Origin of the sequence: Cohnella zeiphila (assembly GCF_014212055.1) — a bacterium.
Lineage (GTDB): Bacteria > Bacillota > Bacilli > Paenibacillales > Paenibacillaceae > Cohnella > Cohnella zeiphila.
This window is the reverse complement of record NZ_JACJVO010000051.1, coordinates 114,475-126,989: the sequence shown is the minus strand read 5'-3', so window position 1 is coordinate 126,989 and position 12,515 is coordinate 114,475. Positions and strand designations below refer to the sequence as shown.

General features: G+C 60.7%; 9 protein-coding genes. 6 read left to right on the top strand and 3 right to left on the bottom strand.

The window, feature by feature from the left end:
- Positions 1-121 precede the first annotated feature (121 nt).
- On the top strand, positions 122-1,387 hold the full coding sequence (locus H7C18_RS32450; protein ID WP_185133280.1) for an alkaline phosphatase: 1,266 nt from the start codon (positions 122-124) through the stop codon (positions 1,385-1,387).
- A gap of 164 nt (positions 1,388-1,551) precedes the next feature.
- A complete protein-coding gene (locus H7C18_RS32445; RefSeq protein ID WP_185133279.1) occupies positions 1,552-2,898 on the top strand; it encodes an MATE family efflux transporter in 1,347 nt (448 codons plus the stop codon).
- Between the two features lie 19 nt (positions 2,899-2,917).
- On the opposite strand, the gene H7C18_RS32440 is transcribed toward H7C18_RS32445, so the two are convergent.
- Positions 2,918-3,808, bottom strand: coding sequence for an SDR family oxidoreductase (locus H7C18_RS32440; protein WP_185133278.1), 891 nt, complete (start codon positions 3,806-3,808; stop codon positions 2,918-2,920).
- A gap of 51 nt (positions 3,809-3,859) precedes the next feature.
- Positions 3,860-5,269 (bottom strand): SpoVR family protein, encoded by a 1,410-nt coding sequence (locus H7C18_RS32435; protein ID WP_420481899.1) that lies wholly within the window; start codon positions 5,267-5,269, stop codon positions 3,860-3,862.
- Between the two features lie 181 nt (positions 5,270-5,450).
- On the opposite strand from H7C18_RS32435, the gene cdaS reads away from it, so the two are divergent.
- From cdaS to H7C18_RS32415, 4 genes are all read left to right on the top strand, one after another.
- Positions 5,451-6,098 carry a sporulation-specific diadenylate cyclase CdaS gene (cdaS, locus tag H7C18_RS32430; protein ID WP_185133277.1) on the top strand — a complete coding sequence of 216 codons (648 nt, stop codon included), beginning with the start codon at positions 5,451-5,453 and terminating at the stop codon, positions 6,096-6,098.
- Positions 6,099-6,569: 471 nt separating this feature from the next.
- Positions 6,570-8,936 carry an RNA polymerase recycling motor HelD gene (gene helD / locus H7C18_RS32425; protein WP_185133276.1) on the top strand — a complete coding sequence of 789 codons (2,367 nt, stop codon included), beginning with the start codon at positions 6,570-6,572 and terminating at the stop codon, positions 8,934-8,936.
- Positions 8,937-8,939: 3 nt separating this feature from the next.
- Positions 8,940-10,754 (top strand): DNA helicase RecQ, encoded by a 1,815-nt coding sequence (recQ, locus tag H7C18_RS32420; RefSeq protein ID WP_185133275.1) that lies wholly within the window; start codon positions 8,940-8,942, stop codon positions 10,752-10,754.
- Between the two features lie 145 nt (positions 10,755-10,899).
- A complete protein-coding gene (locus H7C18_RS32415) occupies positions 10,900-12,006 on the top strand; it encodes a M24 family metallopeptidase (protein ID WP_185133274.1) in 1,107 nt (368 codons plus the stop codon).
- A 167-nt stretch (positions 12,007-12,173) separates the two neighbouring features.
- Here the strand turns inward: H7C18_RS32415 and H7C18_RS32410 are convergent, their stop codons facing one another.
- Positions 12,174-12,398: an EthD domain-containing protein gene (locus H7C18_RS32410; protein WP_185133273.1), complete on the bottom strand. Its 225-nt coding sequence runs from the start codon at positions 12,396-12,398 to the stop codon at positions 12,174-12,176.
- Positions 12,399-12,515: the final 117 nt, after the last annotated feature.

The following is a 12,515-nucleotide window of genomic DNA, read 5'->3' as shown; positions in this document are numbered from 1 at the left end:
ACATTAGCTGGTTTTTTCTTTCTATGAAATTGTTTTCAAAAGTTTTACATTCCGTGAATACGGCTCGAACAGACGGCCCTTAATCTGTTAGCGAATACAGAGATTAGAGGAGGCCGTTATCATGAAGAGAAAGAACCAAAAGATCGGAGCTGCCGTTGTCGCCGCTTCGGCAGCCGCGCTTGCCGTAGCCGCCGTATTCCCGACGCCGGGAGCTCCTTCCGCGGAAGCGTCCGCGTCCAAAGCCAAGAACGTCATTCTGTTCGTCGGCGACGGAATGGGAGCCGCGCAGCGCGAGGCGATCCGTCTCTCCACCGTCGGCTTGAAGGGACAGCTGGCGATGGACGACATGCCTTACTCCGCTCTGATCCATACGAGCTCGACGGTTCATGTAACGGATTCTGCCGCCGCAGCCACCGCTTTTGCGAGCGGAGTGAAGACGTACAACGGCGCGATCGGCGTCGACGCGAACAAGAAGCCGGTCAAGACGATTATGGAATATGCGAAGGAGGCCGGCATGTCGACCGGCGTCGTCACGACGAGCCAGGTCACGGATGCGACCGGCGCGGCGTTCGGCGCACACGTCGATGACCGCTCCAAGCAAAGCGACATCGCCCTGCAGTATTTGACCAAGAGCAAGCTCGACGTCATTCTGGGCGGCGGGGAAGACTTCTGGTATCCGGCCGGACAAGCCGGCGGTTTCAAGGACGAGCCTGCCGAGGATCCTTCGGAGAAGTCCAAGGGCACTCAAGGCAACCTGGTGGCGAAAGCCAAGCAGCTTGGCTACAGCTACGTGACGAACAAGGCGGGACTGCAGCAGGCCAAAGGAACCAAGCTGCTCGGACTGTTCGCCAACGAAGAGATGTTCCAGCAGAAGCCGGAAGGCGAAGGCGACATTTACAATCCCGTCGTCTCGCTGCCGGATATGGCCAAGAAGGCGATCGATACGCTGTCCAAAAATAAGAAAGGCTTCTTCCTGATGGTCGAGGAAGAAGGCACGGACGAAATGGCGCATTCGAACAATGCGAAGCTGACGATCAAGGCCGGCCAGGAGCTCGACAAAGCGGTTCAAGTGGCGAAAGACTTCGCCAAGAAGAACCCGGACACGCTCGTTCTCGTGCTTGCGGACCATGAAACGGGCGGCTTCTCCATCGAAGACGTGGACGACCAGGACGAATCCGGAGACGGCATCTCCAAGGAAGACGGACCGTTCGCCATCGCGAATTCCAAAGAGACGTTCACGGTCGATTGGACGACGTCGGGCCATACGGCCGTAGACGTTCCCGTCACGGCGACGGGACGGAACGCGGGGCTGTTCACCGGCACGTTCGAGAATACCGAAATTTTCAAGAAGCTGATGCAAGCGACGGGACTTTCCGCCAAGAAATAACGTCGACATCCGCTTCCGTATCGGCTTGCCAAGGCCGGAAGGCGCCACGCTCGGCGCCTTTCGGCCTTGCTCGCGTTCAGGCCGGAAAAGCCGTTGACAGGTGAAAGGGAATTCAGGCAAACTTGAGAGACGAATCCATCATCTATCGAGGTCAATAGACAACCATGCTCCAACTGAATAAATGGAAACAGATCATCCTGCTTACGCTGCCCTCTTTCTTCTCCTTCGCGACGCAGACCGTAACCGGCTCGATCAATCTGATCATGGTCGGCCATCTCGGCTTTCTGACCATTGCCGTCGTCGGCGTGTCCAACATCATCATGTACAACGTATTCGCGCTTTTCTCCGGCATCGGTCATACAGTCAGTTATCTGGTCGCCCAAAATTTCGGGGCGAACGAGATGCGCAAGGGCATCCAGCGGATGTACCTGGCGCTGCTGGCGAGCGCCGGCATCGCGGTTCTGATCGTTCTGGCGGGCTTGTTCGGCAGCGGAGCGGTTCTGAGACTGACCGGCGGCTCGGCCGACCTTGTCGCGGCGGGCGGCGATTATTTGAAGCTGCGCTTTTACGCCCAGGCGTTCGGCATTATCAGCTTCGTCTTTCACGGCTTTTTCCGCGGAATCGGCCATACGCGGACGTCGATGATCCTGTCCATGATCGGCAACGGGACGATGCTGATCTTGACCTACGCCTTGACGAACGGGGCGTGGGGGCTGCCGAACCTTGGGCTGCGCGGAGCGGGAATCGCCATTCTGATCGGGGAGGCGCTGCAGCTCCTATGCTGCGCATTCGTGTACTGGGGACCGATGCATCGCCGCTTCTCCACGCGGACGCTGCCGAAGCCCGATTGGAGCGAGCTTCGCCTGGTCGCTCAGGAGAGCGGCAAGCTGGGACTGCAGGAGTTCGCCATGAGCGTATCCATGTATATCTTTACGATGTTCGTGGCGCGCCTCGGGGACGCGGCGCTGGCGGCGAACGAAGTGGCGCTCAACGTCATGTCGTTCGGCTTCATGCCAGCTTTCGCCTTCGGCTCGACGGCGACGATTCTGGTCGGGCAGGCGATCGGACGGGGACAATCCCATGAAGGCAAACGAGCGGGGACGGATACGGCGATCATGGGCGCGGTCTTCCTGCTGCTGCTCGGCACGGCGGAGATGATCTGGTCCGTCCCGATCGGAAGGGTGTACAGCAACGATCCGGCCGTGTTCCTGGCCGCGGCGCATCTCATTCAATTGTCCGCTTTCCTGCAGCTGTTCGACGGTATGTACAATTTCTATGCGGGCGGCTTGCGGGGGATCGGGGATACGACGTTCCTGATGCGGTCTTCGATGGTGCTGAACTTCTGCCTGTTCATCCCGCTTGCGTACCTGTTCGTGGTCGTATTCCATTGGGGCGGTACGGGGGCTTGGCTGTCGCTCTATACGTTCCTGACGGCGCTTGGCGTAACCGTTACGATCCGCTTCTACCGGACGGACTGGAACGCCGTCCGGCTCAAAGAAGCGATTGTCTGATCGAAGCTGAAGGCGAATCCTATCCGTTAACGACTTCGCCGCCGTTGACGTGAATCACCTGGCCCGCCACGTAGGACGAATCCTCGCTGGCCAGATAGACATAGGCGGGAGCCAGCTCGTCCGGCTGCCCGGCGCGCTTCATCGGCGTGTCGGAGCCGAACTTGGCCACCGCGTTCGCATCGAACGTCGAAGGGATGAGCGGCGTCCAGATCGGACCGGGCGCAACGGCGTTGACGCGAATTCCTTGTCCGATCACGTTCAGCGCGAGCGAGCGGGTGAACGCGACGATCGCACCCTTGGTCGCGGAATAGTCGAGCAGCGTCGGGCTGCCCTTGTAAGCGGTAATCGAAGCGGTGTTGACGATGGCGGAGCCCGGCTTCAGATGGGACAGCGCGGCCTGCGTCAAGTAGAACATGCCGAACACGTTCGTGCGGAACGTCTTCTCGAGCTGCTGCTGCGAGATTTGCTCCAGCTTGTTCTGCGGATGCTGCTCGGCGGCGTTGTTCACGACGATGTCCAGCCGGCCGAACGCCTGCACGATGTCGGCGATCGACTTGCGGCAGAACACCGCGTCGCCGACGTCCCCGTCCAGGATCAGGCAGCGGCGGCCTTCTTCCTCGACCTGCCGCTGCGTCTCGCGGGCGTCGGTGAATTCGCTCAAGTACAGGATCGCGACGTCGGCACCTTCCTTCGCGAAGGCGATGGCGACGGCGCGGCCGATCCCGCTGTCTCCTCCGGAGATGACGGCGACTTTGCCGGCGAGCTTGCCCGCAGCCTTATAAACGGGCGATTCCGCTTCCGGCCGCGGCATCATGTCGCTTTCGAGCCCCGGTTGACGGTCCTGGTGCTGCGGCGGGAAGTGATCCGGACGCGAGGGCTGTTGTCCGGCTTGCTCGGATGCGTTGGTCATGGATAAATCCACTCCTTTCCTTAGGAGTAGATTACGACCGACCTGCCCTTTTTAAACATTTTTCCGCGTCGTTTTCTTCCCGTCGCAGCTGAACATGACGGTCTTTCCGTCGACGATCGTCTCCATATGGACCGGTTTGCCCCACAGCTGAACGACATAAGGCATCGTCCGTTCCACGTACTTCAGATCCAGCTCCGCTCCTTCGTACTGATGCGACAAATAAAGTTCGCCGGTGCGCTGCCAGTCTCCATCGGTCACGACCAGATAAGGGAATCCGCCGTTGACGCGGGAATAGACCAGCTGGTCGCGGATCGTCTCCCACGTTTTGTCGGTGATCGTCCAGTCCGGCCCTTTTTTCTCGAAAATATACAGATCCAGTTCATCGGTCAGCTCTTTGGTCAAGTAATTGCGCAGGAACGAAGGGTCGGAATCGAGCTCCCGGACCTCGAAAATTTTTTCGCGTCCTTCTCTCTTCTCGATGTCCTCGAATATTTTGACGCCCAAATAATAAGGATTGAGCGAGCTCCGCGAAGGTTGAACGACCGCCGAATTAAGCTTGGCGTACTCGATCGTCTCTTCGCTCGTCAGCGACAGCTCGCGCATGATCCGCTGATGCCAGAACGTCGCCCAGCCTTCGTTCATGATCTTCGTCTCGATCTGCGGCCAGAAGTAAAGCATCTCTTCGCGCAGCATCGACATGACGTCGCGCTGCCAATCCTCCAGCTCCGGCGAGAATTCCTGTATGAACCAGAGCAGGTCCTTCTCGGGCTGGGGCGGGAACCGCTTCGCCTCATGGGCATCGTCCGCCGCATCGGGCTTGTCGGCCGGAGATTCTTCCAGCGACCAGAGATCGTCGTATGGGGAAGGCGGCGCGGCGCGGCGAGCGGCCCGTTCCCGGTCCTGACGCCGAATCCACTCCAGGTAACGCCGTTTGTCCAGCCCTTGCGGCTTCACGATCCGCGGATCGACATGCTCCTGAATGGCCATGACGGCGTCCAGGAACTTCTCGACCGCCTGGCTGCCGTACTCGACCTCGTACTGGGCGATCCGCTCGGCGGTAGCCGACATGCTCTCGACCATGTTGCGGTTGGAGCCCGAGAAACGGGCGTTGTTTTTGAAAAAGTCGCAGTGCGCCAGCACGTGGGCGACGATCAGCTTGTTCTGGACGAGCGAATTGCCGTCGAGCAGAAAGGCGTAGCAGGGATTGGAGTTAATGACGAGCTCGTAAATTTTGCTTAAGCCGAGATCGTATTGCATCTTCATCTTATTGAACGTCTTGCCGAAGCTCCAGTGGCTGTAACGCGTCGGCATTCCGTACGCGCCGAACGTGTAGATGATGTCGGACGGACAGATCTCGTATCTCATCGGATAAAAATCGAGGCCGAAGCCTCGCGCGATCTCCGTAATTTCCGCGATGGCTTCTTCCAGCGCGGCTTGCTCGTCGCCATGGGACATGAACATGGACGTACCCCCTCGCAAGGCAATAATCGTACCACCTTATGTATATGCGGCAATCGGGCCGGGCGTGACAGAGGGACAAACTCGGAGGCCGCCGGCCGGCGATTCGGGAATGAACGCGAAGGGACGAGGAGCATACTAACCGGAAATCCCGAAATTCGGATACCGATTCGAGGTGGCGCCAGTGGAACGGCAAACGTGCGACGAAGCTCCGATCAAAGAGCTGCTCAAAAATCAATTGCATATCATAGCCGAGAAAATCAAGAACAACCTGGATTCGATCGAGAACGAGAATATATGCCTGCTCAGCGATTTCGAGCGGATCGGGCAGCTGTTCAAAAAGGCGGAATCGCTGGCCGCTTCCTTTTATTTGCAGTGCTATCTGTCCTCGTTCACGTCCCATTATTCGGATCTGTCCGTCTGCGTCGGGCATCTGATGGAGCGGCGCCACGGAGCCCTGATCGTCATTGAACGCAAGGATTCGCTGGAAGAGGTGCTTTATTCCGGCGTTCCGATCGGTGCCGCGATCAGCGCTTCCTTGCTGGAGGCGATTTTTTACCCGGGCAATCCGCTGCATGACGGCGCGGTGCTGGTTCAAGGCGACCGGATCGCATCGGCGGCCAACGTCTTGCCGCTGTCCTCCGCCGTATTCGAAGGCAAAAAAATCGGCATGCGGCACCGGGCCGCGATCGGGCTGTCGGAGAGGACGGACGCGCTGGTGCTTGTCGTCTCGGAAGAAAGCGGACTCGCCTCCTTCGCCTACCAAGGATGGCTTCACCCGATACATGCGCTGGAAACGCCGCACAATCCGGAAACGGACGTTCCGGTTTGAGGGAAGCCCGCTTCCCGTTCGTCTGCTGTATGTAAAGATTAGTCCTGACGAAGCCGCCATTCGTCGGGGCTGTTTTTTTCACCCGGTGAAGAAGGGCGCGAGAGCGCCCTTGTCTCGGCAGCCCGTCATGCTTTAAGGGCGAATGCGGACGACGCCGATCTCCGAAGCGTCGATGGAGATGGCGTTGCCGACTTTCTGCGTACGGACCGATTTTTTGCGCAACTCCGGGCACCTCCTTTCCGATTCGCAGCGCTATTGCGTTTGCCGGTCTTGGTGATTAGAATGTTCAGGGCATTGCTGGCCGGCGCGTTGCCGGATTCGGCGCTTGCCTTGGCCGTTTGATCGGGACAAACGAATCCGCCTTTGTCCCCCGGAGATTGGCCGCAATTCCGGCCCGCGGGGTTGCACTGGCAAGGCTTGCGTGATACAACAATGGATATTGAAAGAAGCGTCGGGGAAAGGGAGAGGCTAGTGCCAAACGAACGAGACATCCGCGAAGAGGAAACGAAACGGCTGACCGAGGTGCTCGGGGTCGTCGACCGCCGGCTGCTCAAGGAGCTGTCCGTGCTCGGGGAGAGACGCGGGGACGTCGTCGGCATCCGGCAGGAGTTCTGGGACGACGTGACGGTCAACTTCTCCGATACGACGGAGCTTGGGGAGACATGGAGCAGCATCGTGCAGCAGGCGGAGCTGCTGGCGGAGCGCGAGCGAAGCCACCGGGTGGCATCGACGGCGGCCGGGAGACTGGCTTTGCAGCACGACAATCCGTATTTTGCGAGAATCGATTTCGCGGAGGAGCCGAACGGGGCTGCCGAGCGCGTCTATATCGGCCGTTCCTCGCTGGTCGGCGAGGACGGCAAGACTTTCTACGTGTACGACTGGAGAGCGCCGGTCTCCAGCTTGTTCTACGATCACGAGCCGGGTCCGGCCTCCTACGAGACGCCTGGCGGGACGATCGACGGGGAACTGACGCTCAAGCGTCAATTCGTCATCCGCGGCGGCGTGCTGAAGCATGTGTTCGATACTGACGAGACGATCGGCGACGACATCCTCCAGGCGGTGCTGTCGGAGCGTTCGGATACGTCCATGAAAAGCATCGTGGCGACGATCCAGAAGGAGCAGAATCGGATTATCCGCGACGAGAAGCACAAGCTCCTGGTCGTTCAAGGCGCGGCCGGAAGCGGGAAGACGTCGGCCGCGCTGCAGAGGGTCGCTTATTTGCTGTATCGCTACCGCGATACGCTGACTCCCGAGCAGATCGTGCTGTTCTCGCCGAATCCGGTGTTCAAAGGATACGTCTCGCGCGTACTTCCGGATCTCGGGGAAGCGAACATGCGGCAGATGACGTTCCGGGAACTGATCGAAGCCCGGCTGGGACGCCGCTATGAGGTCGAGGACCTGTTCTCGCAGACCGAAGCGCTGGCCGAAGGAGAAGGGTCGCCGGAAGGGGAAGCGCGGGAAGTCGCGGCGCGGTACAAAGGATCCGAGCATTTCTTCGCGACCGTCGGCGCTTACTTGCGGCGGCTGGAGAAGGAAGGCGTCCGGTTCCGGCCGCTGCGATTCCGCAAGGATACGATCGTCTCCGTGCGGCAGATCGAGGAACGGTTCTACGGCACTTGGGGCACGGAGGGCTTCGGCGACCGCCTCGCCAAGCTGCGTCGCTGGCTGGGCGAGCGGCTGAGCGAATGGGTAGAGAGCCAACTGAAGGAAAAATGGGTGGAGGAAGCGGCGGAGCTGGCCGACTTCGAAGACATCCAGCGCGCTTATGTGGAGCTGCGGCGCGAAGGAGGATTCGGAGAGGAATCGTTCGACGACGAGGACCGGCTTACGGACCGGCTCAGAAGGGGAGCGGCCGAAGCGGCGATCGCCCCGCTGCGCCGGGCGGTGAAGGGCTTCCGGTTCATGGACCCGCTGGCCACGTACGGCGAGCTGTTCCGCAGCCGTTCCTTATTCGCCGCTTGCGCGCCCGACGGCAAGCTGCCGGTCGGCTGGGAGTGGATGTCGCGGCGGGCGGAGGAGACGCTGGACCGCAAGCATATCGATCACGAAGATGCGACGCCGCTGCTCTATGTGATGGAAGCGCTGGAAGGCTTCCGGAAGGTCGAGGGCGAGGTCAAGCATCTGTTCGTCGACGAAGCTCAGGACTATTCGCCGTTCCAGGCGGCGTTCCTGCGCCGGCGCTTTCCCCGCGCGCGGCTGACGGTGCTCGGCGACTTCAACCAAGCCATCTATGCGCAAGCGGAGGACAGCGGGGGCTTCGGGGGCTGGACGCGGCTCGTTCCGCCGGAGGAAACGGCGTTGTGGCGACTGTCCACCAGCTACCGTTCGACGGAGCCGATCGTGGAGTTCTCCAAGCGAATTCTGCTGCCGGAGGATGCGGCGGGCATCGAACCGTTTCATCGCGACGGCGAACTTCCGCTGGTCGTCTCGTGCGAGAGCGGGGCTAAGCTCGCCGACCGCATCGCCGAGGATGCGGCTGCGCTGCTGGCGGAAGGCTATGCCACCATCGGCATCATCGCGAAGACGGCGAAGGAGTGCGGCAACGCCGGCGCGCTGCTCAAGGAACGGCTGACCGACGACATTCCGCTGACGCTCGTCACCGGAGGCTCGGCGAACTTGCCGCGCGGCATCTCGGTGCTTCCTTCCTATCTGTCGAAGGGAATCGAGTTCGACGCCGTGCTCGTATGGGACGCTTCCCAGCGGCGCTACGGCCGGGAGCGGGACCGCAAGCTGCTCTATACCGTGTGCACGAGGGCGCTGCACAAGCTTCACGTTTACGCGATCGGGACGCCGTCCGCTTTGCTCGGACTGGCGTCTCCCGTCCGAGAGGAGGCCTGACCGATGAGCGTTCTGGAACAAGCCCGCGACGCGCTGCGCCGGTATTTCGGCTACGATTCCTTCCGCAGCGGCCAGGAAAATCTCGTCGAGGCGATCCTTTCCGGCCGCGACGCGCTCGGCGTCATGCCGACCGGCGCCGGCAAGTCGATCTGCTATCAGCTTCCGGCCGTGCTGCTGCCGGGCGTCAGTCTGGTCGTCTCGCCGCTCATCTCGCTGATGAAGGACCAGGTCGACGCTTTGAACGAGACGGGAATTCCCGCTACTTACATCAACAGCTCCCTGACGGCGAAAGAGACGAACGAGCGGCTGCGCGATCTGGCGCAGGGCCGCTACAAGCTTGTCTATATCGCGCCGGAGCGGCTGGAGTCGGAACGGTTCGTCGAGCTTCTTCGCGGCCTGAACGTACCGCTCGTGGCCGTGGACGAGGCGCACTGCGTCTCGCAATGGGGGCACGATTTCCGCCCGAGCTACATGACGATCGTCCGCCTGCTGAAGCATATCCGGCCCCGGCCGGTCATGGCCGCGTTCACGGCGACCGCCACCGATGTCGTGAAGGAAGACATCGTCGAAAGGCTGAAGCTGTCGGCGCCGGTGCGGGTGACGACCGGATACGCGCGGGACAACCTGGCCTTGTCCGTCGTCCGCAACGCGGACAAGCGCGATTTCCTGGCGAGGTACATTCGCGAACGGCCGGGCCAGGCAGGCATCGTATATGCGGCGACGCGGCGGGAAGTGGAGAGCTGCCATGAGTACCTGCTCGGGCTCGGCGTCGCCGCGGGCAAGTATCATGCCGGGATGCCGGAGGACGAACGGGCTTCCGTTCAGGACGCCTTCCTCCGCGACGACCTGCAGATCATCGTGGCGACCAATGCCTTCGGCATGGGGATCGACAAGTCCAACGTCCGCTTCGTCGTCCATCACAACATGCCGAAAAACCTGGAAGCCTACTATCAGGAAGCCGGCCGCGCGGGCCGGGACGGGGAGCCGGGCGAATGCGTGCTGCTGTTCTCTCCGGCCGATACGGCGACGCAGAAGTTTTTCATCGAGCGAAGCGAGGCCGACGAAGAGCGCAAGCGGAACGATTATCGGCTGCTGAACGACATGGTGGAATACTCGAACACGTCGGAATGCCTGCAGCGCGCCATCGTCCGCTACTTCGGCGAAGAAGGCGGGGAGCCGTGCGGACGCTGCGGCAACTGCACCGACGTGCGGGAGCTGCGGGACGTGACTCGGGAGGCGCAGATCATTTTCTCCTGCGTGGCGAGAATGCGGCAGCGGTTCGGCGTGACGTTGACGGCCAAGGTGCTTCGCGGGGCGAACGACGCGAAGATCCGTCAGTTCGGCTTCGACTCGCTGTCCGTGTACGGAATGATGAGCGCGATGTCGGAGAAGGAGCTCGTCCAGCTCATTCACGCGCTGATCGCCGACGGCTACTTGCGGCTGACGGACAGCCAATATCCGGTCGTGCAGCTGACCGCGAAGGTGCGCGACGTGATGGACGGGGAGGAGCGGGTGTTCCGGCGCGTCGAGCCGATCGCCGCCGCGACCCGCAGCCGTCGGCGCTACGGAAGCGATTCGGGCGCGGACGGGACTTACGACGAGGCGCTGTTCGAGAAGCTCCGCCAGCTGCGCAAGGCGATGGCGACGCGAGAAGGCGTGCCGCCCTTCATCATCTTCAACGACGCGACGCTGCGCGAGATGTGCCAGCGGATGCCGACGACCGCGCAGGAAATGCAGGAAGTCCGCGGCATCGGCGACGCCAAGTTCGCGAAATACGGATCGGAGTTTCTGGAACTGATCCGCGAGGCTTCGGGCTGAGCGGTCTCAAGAACAGTACCGTTCCGTGCGATCACGGGCGTGCTTCACGAACGCGGTTTTTCCGCATTATCAGGCATCTGGCGTTCGCGGTCGCACGGCTTAACGAGATTTCTTTCGCCGGAAGCACGGTAAAGGAGGAAGATGAATGGGCAACGCATACGCTGAACGCCGGAATCGTCTGCTTGGCCGGATGGCGGAGCGGGGGATCGACGCCGCGCTGATCGTCTCTCCGACCAGCATCTATTACTTGACGGGATTTCTGTCCGATCCGCACGAGCGGTTCCTTGCGCTGCTGCTCGACGCGCGGAAGAATGCGGAGGCGTTGTTCGTTCCGCTGTTGGACGCGGAATCCGCCCGGCGGAACGGGACGGTGGCGGATATCGTTCCGCTGTCGGACACGGAGGACCCATATGCGCGGCTAAGCGGTGCTCTCTCTGCAAGCGCGGCAGCCGTTGGAGTAGAGAAAAACGTACTGACGCTGGACCGCGCGGAACGGATCGCCCGGCTGGTGCCGAACGCGGCGCTGGTCGATTTGACGCCGGAGCTCGAGTCGATGCGCGTGCGCAAAACCGCCGAGGAGATCGCCAAAGTTCAAGCGGCCGTGGACCTGATCGAGAAGGTGGTGGCCCATGCGGCGGAACGCGCGGCCGTCGGCATGACGGAACTCGATTTGACGGCCGAACTGGAATACCAGATGAAGCGGCTGGGCGCGGATCGTCCTTCGTTCGAATCGATCGTGTTGACCGGGAGCCGCACGGCTCTGCCGCATGGCGTGCCGGAAACGGTACCGATCCGCGAAGGCGACTTCGTGCTGATCGACATCGGCGCGCAGGTGAACGGGTACTGCTCCGACATTACGCGAACGTTCCTGATGGGCGAGGGAACGAAAGAGCAGGAGCGGATCTACGAGACGGTGCTGGCGGCGAACCGGGCCGGCATCGCTGCAGCGCGGGCGGGCACCGCGGCTTCCGAAGTCGACAGGGCCGCGAGGGATGTCATCGCGGCTGCCGGCTACGGGGACTTTTTCACCCACCGCGTCGGTCATGGTTTCGGATTGGACATTCATGAATTTCCGTCCCTTCACGGCGCCAATCCGGCGCTGCTGGAATCGGGGATGCTGTTCACCGTCGAACCGGGCATCTACGTTCCGGAGCTCGGCGGCGTGCGGATCGAAGACGATGTTTACGTGCAAGAGGATGGATCTGTTCGAGTATTGACGAGCTATCCGAAATCGTTGACGCGGCTTGGGTAGCGGCGCAAACCCAAAACGCTTTTTCAAAGACCAACCGGGACATCGCCATTTGACTCCTAATCGGAAGTCACGTGTTCTTCGACGATATAAGATCTCGTTCGCGAACGATCAAGAAAATGGAGCTCGTCCTCTGCAACTCCGGAATGGGGAGCATACATCTTGGCTACTCAAGCTTCATAAACGCCACGGTCGGGAAATACGAGTTCTGTCACGATATCGAAGTCATCTTTTGTGCTGGAATCGTCCTTTCGTAAAATGTAATTGCGTTTGTAAACGCTAGGGAGCGGTGCCAATCTAGCAATCAGCGGTACATGTTGATTCTCATAGTATTCGATAAGATCTCGTGTATTCATTCCATCCTTTTTGGCAAGAAAGGCCATTACCTTCATCATGTTGATCCACCTCGATAGTTTTTAAATGCCAATGAAAGAGGGATGGCGCCCGGTCGGATTGAGGATTGCTCCATTAAGTTCCGGGGCCCCCGCAAAGTATCTGGGTATGCTTCGAAG

Coding starts and splice junctions, on each gene's coding strand:
- H7C18_RS32450 (WP_185133280.1), top strand. CDS start 122: ATGAAGAGAAAGAACCAAAAGATCGGAGCTGCCGTTGTCGCCGCTTCG.
- H7C18_RS32445 (WP_185133279.1), top strand. CDS start 1,552: ATGCTCCAACTGAATAAATGGAAACAGATCATCCTGCTTACGCTGCCC.
- H7C18_RS32440 (WP_185133278.1), bottom strand. CDS start 3,808: ATGACCAACGCATCCGAGCAAGCCGGACAACAGCCCTCGCGTCCGGAT.
- H7C18_RS32435 (WP_420481899.1), bottom strand. CDS start 5,269: ATGTTCATGTCCCATGGCGACGAGCAAGCCGCGCTGGAAGAAGCCATC.
- recQ (WP_185133275.1), top strand. CDS start 8,940: ATGAGCGTTCTGGAACAAGCCCGCGACGCGCTGCGCCGGTATTTCGGC.
- H7C18_RS32415 (WP_185133274.1), top strand. CDS start 10,900: ATGGGCAACGCATACGCTGAACGCCGGAATCGTCTGCTTGGCCGGATG.
- H7C18_RS32410 (WP_185133273.1), bottom strand. CDS start 12,398: ATGATGAAGGTAATGGCCTTTCTTGCCAAAAAGGATGGAATGAATACA.